General features: G+C 62.1%; 17 protein-coding genes. 7 read left to right on the top strand and 10 right to left on the bottom strand.

Features of this window, described 5'->3' with window-relative positions:
• The first annotated feature begins 18 nt into the window (after window positions 1-18).
• Window positions 19-1,521 (top strand): NAD-dependent succinate-semialdehyde dehydrogenase, encoded by a 1,503-nt coding sequence (locus QFZ33_RS11145; RefSeq protein ID WP_307027429.1) that lies wholly within the window; start codon window positions 19-21, stop codon window positions 1,519-1,521.
• 177 nt (window positions 1,522-1,698) lie between these two features.
• Window positions 1,699-2,862, top strand: a complete 1,164-nt coding sequence (locus tag QFZ33_RS11140; RefSeq protein ID WP_307027427.1) for an MFS transporter — start codon at window positions 1,699-1,701, stop codon at window positions 2,860-2,862.
• Window positions 2,863-3,320: 458 nt separating this feature from the next.
• Here QFZ33_RS11140 and QFZ33_RS11135 read toward each other — a convergent pair whose 3' ends face one another.
• The gene (locus QFZ33_RS11135; RefSeq protein ID WP_307027425.1) at window positions 3,321-3,869 is read right to left on the bottom strand and encodes a TetR/AcrR family transcriptional regulator; all 549 of its coding nucleotides are present in this window, start codon (window positions 3,867-3,869) and stop codon (window positions 3,321-3,323) included.
• Between the two features lie 233 nt (window positions 3,870-4,102).
• On the opposite strand from QFZ33_RS11135, the gene QFZ33_RS11130 reads away from it, so the two are divergent.
• The 5 genes from QFZ33_RS11130 (at window position 4,103) to QFZ33_RS11110 (ending at window position 10,081) form a co-directional block, all read left to right on the top strand.
• Window positions 4,103-5,353 carry an MFS transporter gene (locus tag QFZ33_RS11130; RefSeq protein WP_307027423.1) on the top strand — a complete coding sequence of 417 codons (1,251 nt, stop codon included), beginning with the start codon at window positions 4,103-4,105 and terminating at the stop codon, window positions 5,351-5,353.
• Between the two features lie 28 nt (window positions 5,354-5,381).
• On the top strand, window positions 5,382-7,184 hold the full coding sequence (locus QFZ33_RS11125) for a glycoside hydrolase family 3 protein (RefSeq protein WP_307027421.1): 1,803 nt from the start codon (window positions 5,382-5,384) through the stop codon (window positions 7,182-7,184).
• Window positions 7,185-7,376: 192 nt separating this feature from the next.
• Window positions 7,377-8,843 carry a purine-cytosine permease family protein gene (locus QFZ33_RS11120; protein ID WP_307027420.1) on the top strand — a complete coding sequence of 489 codons (1,467 nt, stop codon included), beginning with the start codon at window positions 7,377-7,379 and terminating at the stop codon, window positions 8,841-8,843.
• On the top strand, window positions 8,840-9,736 hold the full coding sequence (locus QFZ33_RS11115; protein WP_307027419.1) for an arginase family protein: 897 nt from the start codon (window positions 8,840-8,842) through the stop codon (window positions 9,734-9,736). The genes QFZ33_RS11120 and QFZ33_RS11115 overlap by 4 nt, the downstream gene beginning before the upstream one ends.
• Window positions 9,737-9,745: 9 nt before the next feature.
• The gene (locus QFZ33_RS11110; protein WP_307027417.1) at window positions 9,746-10,081 is read left to right on the top strand and encodes an EthD domain-containing protein; all 336 of its coding nucleotides are present in this window, start codon (window positions 9,746-9,748) and stop codon (window positions 10,079-10,081) included.
• A gap of 64 nt (window positions 10,082-10,145) precedes the next feature.
• Here QFZ33_RS11110 and QFZ33_RS11105 read toward each other — a convergent pair whose 3' ends face one another.
• The 9 genes from QFZ33_RS11105 to QFZ33_RS11065 all read right to left on the bottom strand — a co-directional run bounded on the left by QFZ33_RS11105 (window position 10,146) and on the right by QFZ33_RS11065 (window position 18,399).
• On the bottom strand, window positions 10,146-11,102 hold the full coding sequence (locus tag QFZ33_RS11105) for a helix-turn-helix domain-containing protein (protein WP_307027415.1): 957 nt from the start codon (window positions 11,100-11,102) through the stop codon (window positions 10,146-10,148).
• A 123-nt stretch (window positions 11,103-11,225) separates the two neighbouring features.
• A complete protein-coding gene (locus QFZ33_RS11100; RefSeq protein ID WP_307027413.1) occupies window positions 11,226-11,876 on the bottom strand; it encodes an NAD(P)-dependent oxidoreductase in 651 nt (216 codons plus the stop codon).
• Between the two features lie 15 nt (window positions 11,877-11,891).
• Window positions 11,892-12,347 (bottom strand): VOC family protein, encoded by a 456-nt coding sequence (locus QFZ33_RS11095; RefSeq protein ID WP_307027411.1) that lies wholly within the window; start codon window positions 12,345-12,347, stop codon window positions 11,892-11,894.
• Window positions 12,348-12,390: 43 nt separating this feature from the next.
• The gene (locus QFZ33_RS11090) at window positions 12,391-13,140 is read right to left on the bottom strand and encodes an SDR family NAD(P)-dependent oxidoreductase (RefSeq protein ID WP_307027409.1); all 750 of its coding nucleotides are present in this window, start codon (window positions 13,138-13,140) and stop codon (window positions 12,391-12,393) included.
• A gap of 33 nt (window positions 13,141-13,173) precedes the next feature.
• Window positions 13,174-13,704, bottom strand: a complete 531-nt coding sequence (locus QFZ33_RS11085; RefSeq protein WP_307027408.1) for a nuclear transport factor 2 family protein — start codon at window positions 13,702-13,704, stop codon at window positions 13,174-13,176.
• Window positions 13,705-13,739: 35 nt separating this feature from the next.
• Window positions 13,740-14,495, bottom strand: a complete 756-nt coding sequence (locus tag QFZ33_RS11080; protein ID WP_307027406.1) for an SDR family NAD(P)-dependent oxidoreductase — start codon at window positions 14,493-14,495, stop codon at window positions 13,740-13,742.
• A 103-nt stretch (window positions 14,496-14,598) separates the two neighbouring features.
• Entirely contained in the window at window positions 14,599-15,714 is a 1,116-nt protein-coding gene (locus tag QFZ33_RS11075) for a sugar ABC transporter substrate-binding protein (RefSeq protein WP_307027404.1), read from the bottom strand.
• Window positions 15,715-15,763: 49 nt separating this feature from the next.
• On the bottom strand, window positions 15,764-16,837 hold the full coding sequence (locus QFZ33_RS11070) for an ABC transporter permease (RefSeq protein WP_307027402.1): 1,074 nt from the start codon (window positions 16,835-16,837) through the stop codon (window positions 15,764-15,766).
• Window positions 16,834-18,399, bottom strand: coding sequence for a sugar ABC transporter ATP-binding protein (locus QFZ33_RS11065; RefSeq protein WP_307027400.1), 1,566 nt, complete (start codon window positions 18,397-18,399; stop codon window positions 16,834-16,836). Before QFZ33_RS11065 ends, QFZ33_RS11070 begins: the two co-directional genes overlap by 4 nt.
• Between the last annotated feature and the right edge of the window lie 78 nt (window positions 18,400-18,477).

The raw sequence follows: 18,477 nt of genomic DNA, 5'->3' as shown, positions 1-18,477 counted from the left end.
AGCGTAAGGACTTTTTCCATGACCCTTTCTGAGATTTCCCCCACCGTTTCACCGGCGCGTGAAGCGGCGCTCCTCGCGTCCGTCCCCACCGGCCTGCTCATCAACGGGCAGTGGCGGGACGCGTCCGACGGCGGCACGTTCGACGTCCACGACCCAGCCACCGGGGAGGTACTCGCCACCCTCGCCTCGGCCACCAGTCAGGACGCTATCGCCGCGCTCGACGCAGCGGACTCCGTCCAGGCTTCCTGGGCGCGGACGGCGCCCCGGGTCCGGGCCGAGATCCTGCGGCGCGCCTTCGACCTGGTCACCGAGCGTGCCGAGGACTTCGCGCTGCTCATGACCCTGGAAATGGGCAAACCCCTGGCCGAAGCCCGCGGCGAAGTCACCTACGGTGCCGAGTTCCTGCGCTGGTTCTCCGAGGAAGCCGTCCGCGACTACGGCCGCTACCTCACCACCCCCGAGGGCAAAAACAAGATCCTCGTCCAGCACAAACCCGTCGGGCCCTGCCTGCTCATCACCCCCTGGAACTTCCCCCTCGCCATGGCCACCCGGAAAGTCTCCCCCGCCATCGCCGCCGGCTGCACCATGGTCCTGAAACCCGCCAAACTCACCCCGCTCACCGCGCAGTACTTCGCGCAGACCATGCTCGACGCCGGCCTGCCCGCCGGCGTCCTCAACGTCGTCGCCTCCGCCAGCGCCTCCGGGATCTCCGGACCCCTGCTCAAGGACTCCCGGTTGCGGAAGGTCTCCTTCACCGGCTCCACCCCCGTCGGCAAACACCTGATGGCCGACGCCGCCGGCAACGTCCTGCGCACCTCCATGGAACTCGGCGGGAACGCCCCGTTCATCGTGTTCGAGGACGCCGACCTGGACAACGCCGTCGAAGGGGCCATGGCCGCCAAAATGCGAAACATGGGCGAAGCCTGCACCGCCGCCAACCGCTTCCTCGTCCAGGAATCCGTCGCCGCCGAGTTCACTGCCAAGTTCGCCGCTGCGATGGGTACCCTGGCCACCGGCCGCGGCACCGAACCCGCCACCCAGGTCGGACCCCTGATCGACGCCGGCGCCCGCGACGACGTCCACGCCCTCGTCAGTGCCGCCGTCGACGCCGGAGCCACCGCCATCACCGGCGGCGCACCCGTGGACGGGCCCGGCTACTTCTACCAGCCCACAGTCCTGGGCAACGTCCCCAACGACGCCGAAATCCTCCGCCAGGAAATCTTCGGCCCGGTCGCCCCCGTCACCACCTTCACCACCGAAGAAGACGCCATCCGCCTGGCCAACGCCAGCGAATACGGTCTCGCCTCCTACCTCTACAGCAAGGATTTCAACCGGCTCCTACGCGTGGCCGAACAAATCGACTTCGGGATGGTCGGCTTCAACGCCGGCGTCATCTCCAACGCCGCAGCACCCTTCGGCGGCGTCAAGCAGTCCGGGCTGGGCCGCGAAGGCGGCACCGAAGGCATCACCGAATACACCACCACCCAATACATCGGCATCAACGACCCCCACGCCGATTAGCAGTGTGGTAAAGCCCGCAGATCGTGTAGCAGCCGGCGACGACGGGATCGCCACGTGAGCGGCTAAACCTCACACGCAGGTCTTCTAGGTACCGTTCGATTGGTGTGCATTGGCCCGTACAAGGTGCCAAAGCTGTGTGTAACCCCGTGCCACCAGACAGTAGATGAAAAACCACTTATGAACATTGCCGTTGTTGCTGTCTGTGTGTTCCTTCTGTCAAATATGCCATCCCCGCTGTTCGCAATGTGGGAGCTCGAGATGGGCTTTGACGCGAGGACAACCACATTGCTGTTCTCCGCCTACCAAGGCGGAGTCGTCGTCGGGCTGTTGGGATTAAGTCGCTACGTCGACAGGATCGGGTGGAGAAGGGCGCTAGCGAGCGCCACCGCGGTCGGCGCACTCGCCGCCCTGCTCTTCGCCCTGGCCTCGAGCCCGGTCATCCTGGCCATCGCGAGGTTCATTACCGGTATATCTATCGCAGTGCTGCTCTCGTGTGGAGCGGTGGCGATCGCGCGACTACGTAAGGCCGAAGGACATCTGGACGGACCAATGGTCGCTGGCTTTTCCTTCTCGGCGGGGCTCGCCCTAGGGCCGGTCTTGGGCGGCAGCGCTGGAACAATATTTCCCGCCCATTACCGTGCCGTCTTTGCTGCCGAGGCTGTCGCCCTGTTAATGGCGAGTTTTGTCGTCATACGGTCACGCCCACTGGCGAGACTCGATTGCGCCGCTTCCATGGCTGGTATGACCGAGTCAAAGGACCATAGGCCGCAGCAAACGTGCCAGCCGGCGATCCGCACCGCAACCCTGGTATTGATGTCCACGGGAATCACGTGTGCCATATTCATGGGTCTGGGTTCGACGTATCTGAAGCAGCAGTTGGGCGATGTCGATTCGATGGTCGCCGGCGCGCTGATAGCAATTATTTTTGGAGGTGCAGCTTCAGCCCAACTGCTGGCAAAGATCCTCGGTACTCTGGGGCTGGCCGTGAGCGGTTCGTTGATGGGACTTCTGTCCTTGGCGCTGTTGGCGTACGGCGTTCTCAGTGTTGATGTTCCAGCACTCTTTGCTGCGGCTGCGTCTAGTGGTGCATCTCAGGGACTGGGACAAGTCACCGCCCTCACAATAGTGCGAGATCACGCATCAGCTGTCGAACAGCGGGCTGTTCTGGGCAGGCTCAACGCCTGGGGTTACAGCATCTCTGGGATCGCCGTAATCCTCATCGGCATGCTGGTGACTCCTCTCGGACTTACCGCGGCAATTGTGTCCGTCGCCGCAGCAGTTGGTACCGCCTCGACCGCCGTGCTCATCCTGACATGGCTCGCACGAAGAACCATACGATAGCTCGAAGGAACGCTTGCACCATGTGTATCGCGCTCCCTTGAACTCGGGACGGTGGTTCCTCCTCTATCAAACAATCGTCAAGCAGCTTCCTGGGCTAGGAGGCCCCGAGTGCGTGCCCGCCCCAATAACCGTCCACACCTGGGCCAAATCGCGTCGGGTGTCCAAGGACCAGGAGGTGTTCGATCGCAGCTTTAATACCAGCCCAATTGATCGCCCGAATGCTGACCACCTCAGGCAGTGGCGTGTTGCGCGAGGCCGGTACGACGACGGGGACCCGGCGACGTGGGAAAGCAGGGAGCAAAGTCACTTCGACGAACAGCGAGGCAGCCTCGCGGGCCTTCGGCCTGAGCGTCATCACTTCGACCTCCGCAACAAATACGGCGCCGGACGGGTCCGCATAGACCAACTTCGGCCGCCACCTGCAGGACGACTTCAAGCCGTACCGCGACGAGCAAAACTCAGGCGAGGATATCTTGGCGCAGTTGCTGAGTGTACGCGTGGAAGAGGGCCACGATGTCCACGTTGTCAGGGTCGACGAGCCATTGGTTTTCAAGCCCTTCGAGCATGGCAATAACCTGCCTGGAGATTACGTCGTAGTTCAGCTCAGGACGCAGCTTTCCTGCCTGTACGCCGGCATTGAATGCATTCAGCAGCATCGCATGGCCGAGCCTGAAGTGCTCGAGAAAGAATTCGCGGGCAGGGTGCTCCGCCTCCGAGGATTCTGCGCACAGGACGTGCGAAAGCCGGACCAAACCCATGATCTCGATGTTCCGTTCGACAACCCGGTCCCACACGTCGAGAATGGCCGTCCCTACGAGGGCCTCCTCCTCGGGCCATGCCTCAAGGTCGACGTCGTCACGGTATTTCAACACAGCCACGAGCAGGCTCTTCTTGTTGGGGAAGTGGTGGAGCAGACCCTGCTTGCTGATGTCTGACGCCTTGGCGATCTCGTCGAGCGAGGCTCCCCTGTAGCCCCGCTGACCGAAAAGCTGGGCCGCCCCTTGCAATATCTTCGATCGCGCTGCAAGCCCTGGTGCATACGGCCCGCGACCCCGGTTTTTCCTCAATTTCACTGGTCACCCCATCAGCATACGCACGGCCTGTGCAAGCGAGGCGTAACGGGCGGATTGTAAAAAATGCGCTACCAATCGCTGAACACCTACCATTTGGTATGGATTCGGTATAAGGTTTTGTTCATAGCTTCCGCGTATGAGCGCGGTCACACTTGAAGGAGAGCCCCGTGGCCTCAGAAACCCTCTCGGCAACGTCCCCGATCAAAGCCCGAAGTGCCGGATTCATCGCGATGCTGGCGGTGGCTAACCTCGGGCTGTGGCTCGCGGTCTACGCGCCGGCGCTGGTGACAGTTTCGATCAGGGTCCGTGAAATCCGTCCCGACGATGCCGTCTCCGTGTACGGATCAATTACTGCCATCGCCGGGCTTTTCGCGCTTTTCGGAAACCCCTTTTTCGGAAGGCTCTCTGACCGTTCCCGCTCCAGGTTCGGTAAGCGCCGAACATACTTTGTCGGCGGAATGATCGCCGGAACTGCAGCAGTTGCAGTCATTGGACTGGCCTCAGAGATTCCGGTGATCCTCGTTGGCTGGTGCATCGCCCAGCTGGCCTACAACGCCGCCATTGCATCCCTCACCGCCGTGCTTGCCGACTACGTCCCCCAGCAGCAGCGGGGCCGTGTCGCCGGCGTCACCGGGGTATGCAACTACGCCGCTTTGGCCGGGGCGGCCTACGTCGCTGCCTGGTTCTCGGGCAGCACGATTCTGATGTTCCTGGCACCAGCCGCTATCGGGCTGTTCCTCGTCGCGGTCTTCGCACCATTGCTCAAGGAAACCCCCGCAACCCACAAGCCGCAACGCTTCGGCGTACGTGACTTCCTCACGACTTTCTGGGTCAACCCCATCAAGAACCCGGACTTCGCTTGGGCCTGGGTCAGCCGGTTCCTGATTGTTCTTGCATGGATGACCCTGCTGACCTACCAGTCGTTCCTGCTGATCAACCGGTTCGGCTTCACCAACGAAACCGTCGCCCCTGCCGTTGCCACTGCCTCCGTTGTCCTCGTGGCCGGCATCCTCGTCGGCTCCGCTGGAGGCGGCTACCTCTCGGACAAATCCGGACGAAGGAAGATCTTCGTTGCCCTCGCAACCGTTATCGCCGCCATCGGTTTCCCCTTCATCGCCTTCTCGCAGGACCTTGGCATGTTCCACGTTGGCGTCGCAGTCGTAGGCCTCGGCATCGGAGTCCACATGTCAGTAGACCTTGCCCTCGTCACGGACGTTCTTCCAAACAGCGCAGAGTCCGGCAAGGATCTCGGAGTCTTCAACATCGCCAACGCCCTGCCCCAGTCTGTTGCCCCCGCATTCGCCGCTGCCCTCTTTGCCGTGCTCGGGGCTGAAGACTTCACGGCCCTCTACCTTTGCGCAGCGGTTTTTGCCCTCTTGGGAGCCCTGGCCGTCAAATTCGTCCGCGGTTCCCGCTGACGCCACCTCAAAATACGGAAGACCTTTCATGACCTACACCCCAGAAATGCCGTCAGTTGACGACCCCGCCTACCAAGATTCCGGCCTGCCGGTCGAGAAACGCGTGGAAGATCTCCTCACACGCATGACCCTGGAGGAAAAGGCCGGGCTCATGTTCCACCAAATGCTAGAAATTGGAGACGGCGGAGACCTCGCCGGAGCGAGCACCGAATACGCCCTGCCGCCGACAGCCGAGCTCATCCTCAAGAAGCAGATCAACCACTTCAACGTCCTCGGAAGCACAGATCCGAAGACGATGGCGCTCTGGCACAACCGGCTGCAGGCGGCGGCGCGCGAGACCAGGCTGGGCATCCCCGTGACTCTTTCAACCGACCCGCGACATGCGTTTACCGACAATCCAGGTGCAAGCTTCACCGCAGGCCCCTTTTCCGAATGGCCGGAAACGCTGGGCCTGGCAGCCATCGGCGACGAGGAGATCGTGCGCCAGTTCGCCGACGTCGCCCGTCAGGAGTACCTCGCCACGGGAATTCGGGTCGCCCTCCATCCGCAGGTCGATCTCGCCACCGAACCGCGCTGGGCGCGGATCAACGGAACCTTCGGTGAAGACGCAGAACTGACCTCCCGGATGCTCACTGCTTACATACAGGGATTCCAGACCGATCAGCTGGGGCCCGATAGCGTCGCAACGATGACCAAACACTTCCCTGGCGGTGGACCCCAAAAAGACGGCGAGGACGCGCACTTCCCGTATGGGCGGGAGCAGGTGTATCCAGGGCGGAACTTCGAATACCATCTGCGACCATTCGAGGCGGCATTCGATGCGGGGACCTCACAGATCATGCCGTATTACGGCATGCCGGTCGGGACCCAGTACGAGGAGGTGGGATTCGCCTTCAACAAGGGCATCATCACCGGGCTCCTCCGCGAAAAGTACGGCTTCGACGGCATCGTCTGTGCAGACTGGAATTTGATCCATGACAGCATGGTTTGGGGCGAGAAACAGGCAGCCAGGGCGTGGGGTATCGAGCACCTCACACCACTTGAGCGGCTCGAGAAGGCTCTGCTTGCCGGCGTCGATCAGTTCGGCGGCGAGCATTGCCCCGAGCTCATCGTTGAGCTCGTGGAAACCGGACGCATCACCGTGGCCCGCATCGACGAATCGGCCCGGCGCCTCCTCCGGGAGAAATTCGTTCTCGGCCTGTTCGACAACTTGTTCGTGGATCCCAGCCAAGCGGAAACCATCGTGGCCCGTTCCGACTTTCTCGAGGCCGGATACAGCGCCCAATGCAAGTCCATCACCGTACTCACCAACGGCACCGATGCCCCTTTCCTGCCGTTTGCCGGCCGGCCCCGGCTCTACTCACCCGGCATCGACGAATCCGTCGCCGTGGACTACGCGGACGTCACCGATAACCTCGAGCAGGCGGACGTGGCCTTCCTGCGAGTCAAGGCGCCCTTCGAGAAGCGAGACGGCGCGTTCGAGCAGTTCTTCCACGCCGGCCGCCTCGAATTCAGCGCCGAGGAACTCCAAGGAATATTGGACGTCTGCCGCCGGGTCCCCACAGTGGTCGACATCTACCTTGACCGCCCAGCCGTGATTCCGGAGATCCTGGGTGAAGCCGCCGCAGTGGTGGCTAACTATGGCGCCTCGGACAAGGCTGTGCTGGATGTACTTTTCGGACGCCGCTCACCGCGGGGAAAGCTGCCTTTCGACTTGCCAGCATCTGCCGCAGCCGTGGAAGCGAGCCGCACGGATGTTCCCTTCGATACAGACGCTCCTTTGCTCCGGTTCGGACATGGTCTCTCCGAAGCCTGGGGCGAAACGGCCTAACCCGGACTGCTTCGAACCTTTCCGCAATCTGCCGTGTGCACCCCTCTGTCCCAATGTGTTGGGACAGAGGGGCCTGCCCCTGCACGGAATGCCGGTAAACGGCTGCAGATATCGCCGAGGGAGTGGAGCCCAGGAGCCGTAGCTTTTCATTACCCCATCCATGCATACTGCTTTGAGCACTCTGGAGAATCCATGCAGCAACGCGACAGCATTGTCGAAACACGGTCGTTTGACCACGTCCCGGAATCGGAGCGTCACGGCACGGTCCGGACCCAGGTTCAGTTCTGGTTCATGGTCAATGCCACCCTTATCACCCTCTTCACAGGGGCCGTCGGGCCGGCAATGGGGCTTGGTCTTTCCTGGACCCTGCTCGCCGTCGTCCTGGGCAGCGTCTTCGGCACCCTGTTCCAAGCATTCCACGGAGCCCAGGGACCCCACATGGGCCTGCCTCAGATGATTCAGTCCCGGGTCCAGTTCGGCTCCCGCGGAGCCGTGCTTCCTCTGGCCGCTGCAACCATCGTTCAATTCGGCTTCGCTATCTTTTTCATCCAGACGGCCTCGTCTTCCCTTGCCGCGATAACAGTTGACCAGATCGGTCTTTATGACGTGCTTATTGGAGCGGTTGCGGTCGTCCTCGCGATCGTCGGCTACAACCTCCTGCTGCGTGTCGAAAAGTTCGCCTCTTACATCACGCTGGCCAACCTCGTGCTCGTCACGCTCGCCGCCGTCGTGGTGCTGCCGATCGGCACGATGATCAATAACAGCGCCTTTGAACCGGTGGCGTTCCTCGCTCAGTTCGGCGCCGCTGCGACATACCAGATCGCCATCGCCCCGATCGTCTCTGACTACACCCGATATCTGCCATCGAGGACGAAGGGCCGGGCAGTGTCCGCAGCGGTCTTCGGAGGCACGCTCGTTTCGGCCCTGTGGCTCGAGTCGCTGGGTGCCGCGCTGGCCATCGCCATGCCCGATTCAGACGTCATCACTGCCATTCACGACATGGGTGACAGCTTCGGCTATGGCATCGGGAGCGTAACGATGGCCGTGGCGGTCGTCGCCTGCCTCATCACCTGCTCGCTCTCGTTCTACAGCGGCAGCGTCTCTTTTCTGAGCGCGCTGGAGGCCTTCCGGACCATGAAGTCCACGGGGAAGGTGCGGTCCGTTACCATCGCCATTGGCGGTGTCATTGTCATCGCGGGCACCCTCCTGCTCCCCGCTGACTTCCTCGGGGCCTTCACCGCCTTCCTGAGCATCCTCGGGTACTTTCTGATCCCGTGGACGGCGGTGAATCTCACGGATTACTACATTGTCCGGCGCGGGCGCTACTCCATCACGGACATCCTCAAGCCCGATGGCGGGATCTACGGCCGCTGGGGTGTCCCTGGCATGATCAGCTACGCCCTTGGATTCATCGCCATGGTCCCGTTCTTCAGCACCGCTATCTACGCCGGACCTGTCGCGACTGCACTGGGCGGGGCGGACATTGCGTTCGCCGTGGGCCTGGGAATATCTTCGTGCACCTACCTGCTGCTCACCCGTCGTCGTGACTTCTCCGGAGAGTTCGACGCCGTCCGTGCCGCTCCGCTCAACACGCTCGGTGAGCCGCAGCGGTCGGCTTCCGCATCAACCGATTCAATGGAAGGAAATATACCTGTATGAACACCGATCTGACCGCAAAATCGAGCAGTTTGCGCTTGCTCTGGCCGCAGTGGCAGGGAGCCGCGCCGGACGTCGTCGGAGCCCTCGCGCCTGAGCTGCCGCTCCCCCTGGCCCAGACTGGCTACTCACTCGGCACCAGGATCCTGGACCTGCTCGTCCCCGGGTCAGCCGACCAGCGAACGGAAGTAGTGCCTGTCGGCGAGTACTCCTCCACCCTTGGCGCTGAACGCGGCGTCTACGCCCGGGAGGCTGTTATCGATCAGCTCCAAGCGGCCCTGAAAATCCTCCGGGAGGCCGACCCGGACAAGGTCACCACGCTGGGCGGGGAATGTTCAGTCAGCGTCGCGCCGTTTAGCCACCTCGGGGCAAAGTACGGGGACGACCTCGCCGTCGTTTGGCTGGACGCCCACCCCGACTGCACCCTGCCCGAGAGCAACTACAACGGCTACCACGCTATGGCGATTTCTCATTTGATCGGGCACGGTGACCCCGATGTGCTCCAGGCACTTCCTGCGACGATCGACCCGTCACGGGTAGCCCTCGCCGGCCTGCACGCCTGGGCCGAGGACGAGCTGCCTAATGTGCAGGCATGGGGGCTGACGACGTTCTCCCCCACAGTTCTCAATCAGGGTACTGAGAGCCTGCTCGACTGGCTCAAGGCCACCGGTTGCTCGAAGGTCGCCATTCACCTGGACGTGGACGTCGTCGACAGCAGTGATGTCGTCCTCGGACTCGGGATGGAGCCCCAGGGCCTGTCGCGTGATTCCGTTGCCAAGACGATCGCTGCCCTTCATGGCGCGGCAGACGTCGTCGCGCTCACGGTGGCCGAGTATCTTCCCCGCCAGGTCCTCGCCCTTCAGGACCTGCTGGGCAAGATCGAATTCCCCTCCTAGGAGAGCCAGATGGTTTTTACCCTTGCATTCCTCACCAGGCCCAAGCCCGGGATCACGCTGGAGCAGTTCTACGAGCACTACACCGATATCCACCGTCCGCTGGCAGAAAAGCTGCCGGGGCTGGTGTCGTACCGCCAGACGAAAATCCTCAAGGAGGGCTACCGCGGTGGCGAGGCGATTGATTACGCCGCGTTCTCGGAGTACACCTTCGAAAGCGAAGATGCCGCCGACGCAGCGTACAAGAGCCCGGAGGGCGTGTCCCTCGATGAGGACACTGGCCGTTTCATCGATTGGCCATCGGTCCTGACGATCCCCTTGGCGGAGCTGGGGACCTACCGCCGCTAGCTCCTTCGCCGCCGCCTTTGCCCGGTATCGCAAAGGCGGCGGCGATCTCGTTGCTGGAGTTGTGTCAAACCGCCGTAACGGCAGGAGCGGCGGCGCGAAACTCTGACGGGACAACGCCGTGGACCCGCTTGAAGGCTCTCGTAAACGTCGTGGCATCGGCAAAGCCGACCCGCAGACCGACATCGAAGATGGGCACGTCGCGATGGTAGGTGGAACGAAGAAGACGCGCCGCTTCCTCCAGACGAACATCCCTGATGTAGGACGCCGGGGTAGTGCCGGCCTGCGAAAAAACCTGGGCGAGCAGGCGCGGTGAAACCCGCAGATAGTCAGCGATGAGCGAGGGTGTCAACGCCGGATCCCGGAATCGCGTCCGCACAAAATCCTGCCCGGACTTCAGCAGCGCCGCGTGCCCCAGCAGTTCACTGTTGCGGGTTGAGTCTGAGGCGTAAATGGCGGAGAGAAGATCTACGGCGGCCACTGCCAGCGATGTGGCCTCAAGGCTCTGATTGGTCTGGTTCGAACCGAAAGGAATCGGTTCGTCGAGCTCGGCGAATTCCCGAAGAATTGTCCTTAGCACTCTGCCCAACGGGCCGTCAGAGGCATGAAAGACACGACCGGCGTCTGGAGCGAGCCTGCCAGCCAGCTCGTGGGGGACTTTCAAGACCACTTGCTGGATGGGCTGTGGAAAGTCGAATGCATAGGGGCGGGTTGTGTCGATGATTACCGCGTCCCCAGGACGCAGTTCGGAGCGCCGCCCCTTGTGTTCCAAATGTCCCCCGGCTCCCGCGTCGTGCAGTACGACCATGAGGTCATCCGAGTCATGCCGGCGGATATCCCGCGCGGATCGGGAGACCCCGAAGGGTCCGGAGGTAAGCAGCCGCAGTGACAGTTGGGCCGAACTTGCCGATGCACGGAGGCCGGCGTCGAAGGTTGGTGCCGCCCAGTCGAGGCTGCAAAGTTGGAACTGCTCAACGCATAGCGCTTCCCATGCATCAGCCGAATTTGCGGTGTAGTCGATCATCTTCGTCTTCCTTGGTCCCTGACGGGGTGCTGCGATCTGCAGGAGAACGTCGAGTGGCCGCTGCGAAGCAATGCCTCGCAGCGGCCTAACCTCTTGTTCGCCCAAGTCCCAGGAATGTCCTGGCTAATAGGCGACTGTGAAACGCCGACGACGGTGCTTAGGCGATTCGATTTCATCCATGACTGCCACTGCATAATCCTCGAATGAGATTGTGCTGTTGCCGGATTCGTCGGTGATCAGGTCATCGTTCGCCGTCCGGTAGGAGCCTGTTCGCTGTCCCGGCTGGATCTTGGTTGCCGGGCTAATGTTGGTCCAATCCAAGTCATCCACTGTGCGGTAGAACTCCAGGGCATCACCATGGGCACGCATGGTCTGCAGTACGTCCTCTGGAATGCCCGGGCGGTCCCAGACGTGATCCCCGCCCGGGGTCCGCAGGGAGCCGGCACCTCCGACTGTCACCAGACGCGGGGCGTCCTCCCCGGCGGAACGAAGCCCGGCAACCAGTGAGTGGGCGGCAGGGGCGATAGTGGTCTGGTTCTCCTGGCCTCCGGCCCCGCCGACCGCGCTGACCACGACGTCATGTTCGGACGCTATGGCCTTAACTGAATCCGGATCGAGGACGTCTCCGGCGACGACCCGCACGCCGGGCTCAGTGCCCGTAACCGTGTTTGGATCCCGGACCACGGCGGTGACATCGTGACCGCGGTTGAGGGCTTCTGACAAAATTCGGGAACCGATTCTTCCGGCGGCTCCAAAAACAGCAATTCTTGCCATTTTGTTCCTTCGCGTTCAGTGGATGGCTTCGGCTGTTGCTGGCCATGGTTGTGAATAGATGGAGAATCTATCTTCCTGGAGAAATTCGACCCAAAGACCGTCAGGATCCTGGATGAAGACCCATTGCGCCTTGCCGTCGGGCAACGCCCCAATTTCGACTTTCTCATCGGCAAGGCCCTGGCGTCTCAGCTGGGCAAGTGTTGCCTTGATATCGTCGGTGGCTAAAGCAAGATGCTTAAGCCCGATGACGTCAAGGTCATTCCCGAATCCGGGTTTCAGCGGTGGCAGGTTCTTATTTTTCTCGTAGGCGAAAAGTTCGAGCGCGTATTCGTCAAGTTGGAGATGGGCGAGCGTTGCCCCGTCGAAATTTGACCTGTTGACCTCGACAAAGCCCAATGCGGTGTAGAAGGCGAGGGAGGCGTCAAGGTCGCGGACAGAAATCGCAGTGTGATGGGGTCGGTACTTATTCATGTTTGAGGTTCCTTTTTCCTGGCAGGGCAGAACGCGGTGTAAATCACCACATCTGTAGCCCGCCGGTTACTGCCAGGGACGCGCCGGTGATATTTTTGGCCCGGGGCGAGGCGAGGAAGGCCACGGCGTTTCCAATATCCTCAGGGTATTGCCCCCGGCCGAGTGGGACGCGGGCTATCTGCCGCTCCCACTGATGAGGGTCCAGGGTGTCCCACATCGGCGTGCGAACTATGCCAGGGCAGACCGCGTTGACGTTGACGTTGTGCTTGGCGAGTTCAAGGGCCGCCGACTGGGTTATCCCGATCACCGAGAACTTTGATGCGTTGTAGGCCGAGTACTCGTCGATGGCATTTTTCCCCGCCATGGACGCTATGTTTACGATCTTTCCGCCGGCTTTTTCCTGGAAGTAGTTGCCGGCAGTCTGGCAGGCGAAGAACACCGCCTTTGCGTTGATGTCGTTGACGAGGTCCCAGCTTTTCTCGGTCACCGCTAGGAACGGCATCTGCTGGGCCGTACCGGCGTTATTGACCAGGATGTCCACAGTCCCGAACTCCTGCTCAGCTTCGGCGAAGACCTCTCCCGTGGAGGAAATGTCGAGCACATCCTGCTTCAGCGCCAGCGCCTGGTGGCCGCGCTGCCTTATGGCTTCGGCAGTCTCCTGAGCCCGCGACAGCTCGAGATCCGTTACGACGACGCGGGCTCCTTCGGCGGCGAGCACGTCGGCGATACCCCGGCCAATGCCTTGCCCTGCCCCGGTTATGACGGCGACTTTGCCGTCCAGTTCCTTAGTCAAGCGTTTGTCCCTTCGTTCACAGAAAGTTTCAACTTAGAAGGGCCGGTCGAGGGCGTCGATGGCCTCGTCGATCTTCCAACGGCTGTCTTCCTTGATCATGCTGAACCGATAGAGCCCGGTAGTGATCAGCTGAGCCTCCTTTTCGACCCCGTAGATTGCCAGGTAGGCGATAACCACCGCTTCATCGTCGGCGAGCCGCTCAACGGTCATGCTGCCAAGAACATGCCGGCGCTGGTCGGACTGGGACTCCATGACTTCCCCGAGCCATTTAATAACACCCGCACGGCCGTTTTCGCTTGAGAGAGGCCCTTCACCGATGCGGTAGGAGAACGTCACCGATTCAGTGAACAGGCTTTCCAGGACATCCAGTCGCCGCTCGTCATACGCAATCGCGTAGCGGGAGGCAGTTTCCAGGACCATGAGACGGTTGGCCAGCGAGGTGAGGTCGGAGGGAACGGGCGGTACGGGCTGCAGGTCGATGGTTCCGGTCGCGTGGGCCCATGCCGGGGTGCAGGTTTCAGGGGTGGTAGCTGCGGTCACGGTAATGCCTTTCAGATTGTTCATTCTGGATTGTTAGTGCACATGGTGGGCAGGGAGGGTCAGGAGATGGTGCGTCCGCCGTCGACCATAAGTTCCGTACCCGTAATGTAGGACGCTTCGTCGGAGGCAAGGAAGAGAACGGCGTTCGCGACTTCGTGCGGCTGGCCGGCCCGGAGGAGCGGGGTGCGGGTGATGTCCGGGTGGGCGTCACCGGCCGCGGCTAGTACTTCCCTGGTCATGGGAGTTTCAATGATGCCCGGCGCTACGGAGTTGACCCGGATGCCGTCCGGAGCGAATTCGACGGCAGCCGTCCTGGTCATGATGAAGACGGCGGCCTTGGCGGCCTGGTAGGCGACGGCGGCGCCGCTGCCGACGTGTGCGTAGGTGGAGGAGAGGTTGACGATGGAGCCGCCCTTGCCGTCTTCGCGCATGAGAGCGCTTCCGTACTTCATGCCCAGCAGCACGCTGGTCTGGTTGACGTTGATGACCCGGTCCCACTCGGCACGGTCGATCTTGGTGATGCCGTCGAGTGAGAGGATGCCTGCGTTGTTGATGAGGATGTCGAGGCCGTTGAAATGGGCGCGGATCTGGTCCATCGCCGCGGTCCAGGCAGCGTCGTCGGTGACGTTGAGTTCGATGCCGAGCGCCTCCCCTCCGGTCTGACGGATGCGGTCGACAACGGCGTTGACCCCCTGCTGGTTGATGTCGGCGACGACGACCTTCGCGCCTTCTCGGGCGAAGAGTTCAGCCTCGACGGCGCCCTGCCCGCCTGCTGCGCCGGTGATGAGTGCGACTTTTCCGCTGAGACGTCCCATGGTGTTCTCCTTTGAATTTGCTAGCCGCCGTCTTTCGGCGGCTTGTTCTCTTTGATGGGTGTGCAGGCGGGGGATTTTCACCCCCGCCCTGACATGTGTGGGGTTAGCTGGTCTTCCAGAGTTTGAGGTAGGTGCTCTTCCAATCGAGGTCGCCGTCCCACGGAATGGAGCTGACGTTTTTCGCGTCGATGAGTTTCTCCGGAACGTTGACCGTCTTGAGGTTCGCAGGGAGGTTGCCGGCGAACAGACGGACCATCTGGTCTACTGCGGCGTAAGACTGCCATTCGACGCTGACCCCAATGGTTGCCTTGAACGGCTGGTCACCCGCTTTGATGGCCTGGAGCGCGCCGGCGTCGCCGTTTTGGGAGACGACGGTGATTTTGCCGTTCTGAGGTGAGCGCTTGATCACGGGGCTGAGGGACAGTGCGACGGGGTCATACGCTGTCCACACCGCGTTGACGCTGGGGTTCGCCTGGAGCGTGGCCTGGAACTCGCTGGGAACCTGGGTCTGCAGGTTCGCGATCTGGAAGTTGATGTCCTTCACGACCTGGCACCCCGGGCAAAGCTCCTTGAGCCCGTCAGCAAAGCCTTGATGCCATTCGACAACAGAGGGGAACTCGGGGTCGTTCACGGAGATGACCTTGCCCGCGCCCTGAGTTGTGACGGTGACGTATGCGGCGTTCCAGCGTCCTGCCTTGATGTGGTCATAGAGGGTATTGGCGTCGGCAAAGCCATCATCTGCCGGTTCTGACATGTTGACGACCTTCACTCCTCCGGCACGTGCCTTGGTGATGTCATCCTTGACGACGCTTGAGGGAATGGAGCCGAGGAAAATGCCGTCGGCCTTGAGCTGAATGGCCGTGCGGACGGCTGAACGCATCTTCTCGGGGTCACCGGCAGGGTCGATCATCTGATAGCGCCAGCCGAGAGCCTTGGCGGCTTCGGCAATGGTGTCGACTTCGCGCTTGCAGCCCTCGGCCGCATAGGCGCAGGGGATGCCCACGACGAGCTTATCCTTTGGTGCCGCGACCGGTTCCTTGGGGAAGTCAAAGCTGGTGACCTTGGCCTGGGCTTCATCGAGGACTTTCTGGGCGGCGGATACATCTTTGTTTCCACCGCCGTTGCTTGCCGTTCCCTGTGAGCTGGCGCAGCTGGTCAGCGCCAATGCGCCGGCGAGGAGCGCAGCCCAGGCCGCGGCACGAGGATTGATTCTGGTCATGATGATCACTTTCAAGTGGGGGTGAATGGCGAATAAATCGGTTGGATGGTTAGCTGGAGGCTTTGCGGCGGCGTTTGCCGACGAGGACTGACGCCGAGACTGCGACCATGAGGGCGGCGCCGTTGAAGATGTTCGTCACCCAGGTTTGGGCGCCGAGGAGGGTGAGGCCGTTGCTGCCGACGGCCAGAAGGACGACGCCGATCACGGTTCCCCAGACATTGAAGTAGCCGGGCTTGATCGTTGTCGCGCCCAGGAAGGCGGCAGCGTAGGCCGGGAGGAGGAATTCCGGCCCCAGGTTCGGGGCGGCGGTGCCGCCCCGGGAGGCCAGCAGCGCACCTGCCAATGCCGCGAGGACCCCGGCAGCGATGAACGACGAGGCCAAGTACCGGTCCACCCGTACACCGCTAAGCCGTGCCGCGTCGCGACCCATGCCCGTGGCGCGAAGGTAGCGGCCGTATGGGGTCTTCTCCACCACGTAGAACAACAGGAGACTGAGCACGATTGCATAGCCGAGGACGACCTGGAGGTCGAAGACCCTGGTGATGGTAAGCGCCCCGAACTCCTCTGAGCCGAGCACGAGCAGGGAACTGCCGGTAACGAGCAGGTTCAGGCCGGAAAGGATTGTGGCCGAAGCAAGGGTTGCGATGAAGGCGTTCACGCCGACCTTGACGACCAGCACCGCGTTGACGATGCCGACGCCGGCGCCAACCGCCAGGCAAGCGAGGATAACCACGGGCAGGGGTGCTCCGGCGTTCGACAGGGCGATCGCGGTGATTGCGCTGAAGCCCAGGACTGCGCCGAGAGAGAGATCGAATTCACCGGCTGCCAAGGGAAGGATCGCGGCGAGGGCGAGAATGACCGGAATCGATTGGTCCGTCAGGATGGCCTTGACGTTGTCGGACGTGGGGAAAGTGTCCGGCAGCAGGGCCGAGAACACAAAGATCATCAGGACAAGAAATATGATGACCCCGTAGGAGGTGGCGACGGTGCCGATGTCCGGCCGGTTCCGTCCCGACTTGGCTGTCTTTGTGGAGGGGCGTTCCTGGGTGCTGCTTGCGGTGGTGCTCATGGCGTCCTTCTGGGAAATCTCGGGGTTTTTGGTGGGAGCCGTCGGGGGATTCATGCCGCCGCCCCATGTTGGGCGCAGAGAAGTGCGAGGTGCTCCTCGCTGATGTCCTCGCCGGTGGCCTCAGCGACGAGGTGGCCGCGGTCAAGTATGAGGACCCGGTCGCACAGGCCGACGAACTCCTCGAAGTCTGTCGATGCCAGAATTACGGCCAATCCATCTGCGGCGAGGCCCCGGACGATGTTGGCGATCTCCTGTTTGGCCAGGGCATCCACGCCCTGTGTGGGTTCATCCAGAAGCAGTGCGGTTCCGCCGAACCCTGCGGCACGGGCGACGACTACTTTCTGCTGGTTTCCTCCTGAGAGGAGCCCGATAAGCCGGGAGGGGTCCGCTGGCTTGACCGAGAACTGCTCGATCAGCCGCAGTGCCCCGTCGCGCTCCTTGCGGCCGTCCAAGGCGCCGTTCCGGGTGAAGTTCTTCAACCGACCAAGGGTGATGTTCTCCCGGACGGTCATTGGCAGCACTGCTCCTTCGCGGCGGCGTTCTTGAGGCACGCATGACACCCCGGCTGCGATAGCGGTCGCCGGTGAACCCGGCGAATAGCTCTTCCCTGCCAATTCCATGTGCCCTGCGGATGGATTCTGAGCACCGGCCAGAATCCGGACCAGTTCGCTGCGTCCGCAGCCCACGAGCCCGGCGACGCCCAGGATCTCACCGGAGCGGACCTCCAGATCCACCCCCCGCAGCCGCCGACCGGTAATCCCCTGGGCAGAGAGCACGACATCGCCTTCGCGTTCACTTTGGCGGGGAATTTTCCTTTTCTCCAGTCGTTTTCCCACGACCCGGGCAACGATATCGTCCACACCCATTTGCGCCAGGGGCTCGTCGGCGACGAGCTTGCCGTCGCGGAGGATCACGAGTTGGTCGGCGATGCGCTTGACCTCTTCAGTGCGGTGACTGACGTAGATCACCGTTCCGCCGTTAGCCTTCAGTTCCTCCAGCGACGTCAGGATCGTGTCGACCTCCTCGACGGGGAGGGAAGCCGTGGGCTCGTCCAGGACGACGATGTTTTTCGCGAATGCCCGCACACCGGATTCTTCTTCGTCCTGGAAGGCCCTGGCGAGGCCGACCATAGTCCGCAGGGTGGGGTTCAGTGAGCCGACCAGCGTCCCCGGGTGCACGGAGATGGCGAACTTTTCGAGTGTCGCGGCGACATGTTCGTGCTGGCGGCGCTTGTTGATCGGCCCGAGTTTGCCGGGGGCCCGGAATCGGTCAACGAAGGCGAAGTTGTCCGCGACCGTCAGGCTGTCGACCAGGCCGACGTCCTGGTGGAGGAACCGCAGACCAGCTTCGTGGGCAGTCCGCGGCGTCATTGGCAGCGACATCGCGGCCCCACCGATGGTGAGTGCCGCGCCCGGGTCGGGCTGGTAGACGCCGGCGAGGACCTTGATCAGGGTGGACTTGCCTGAGCCGTTCATGCCCAGCAAGGCAGTGATTTTTCCACGCTGCACGGTGAAAGAGACTTCATTGAGGGCCCGCTGACCGGAAAAGGTCTTGGACAAGTTCTCGATCCGTAAAGCATCTGAACCTGTACGGACGTCAATGTCCGAAGTGACCATGGGTATGCCTTCCAAGAGGAGGAGAAATAGTTGGTCGGGCCCTTCATTCGGGCCCGGAAGCTTTCTTCGTCGAGCCCT

It is taken from the genome of Arthrobacter globiformis (assembly GCF_030815865.1).
Classification (GTDB): Bacteria; Actinomycetota; Actinomycetes; order Actinomycetales; family Micrococcaceae; genus Arthrobacter; species Arthrobacter globiformis_B.
The sequence above is the reverse complement of the archived record's forward strand: the minus strand, read 5'-3'. Positions and strand labels throughout refer to the sequence as shown.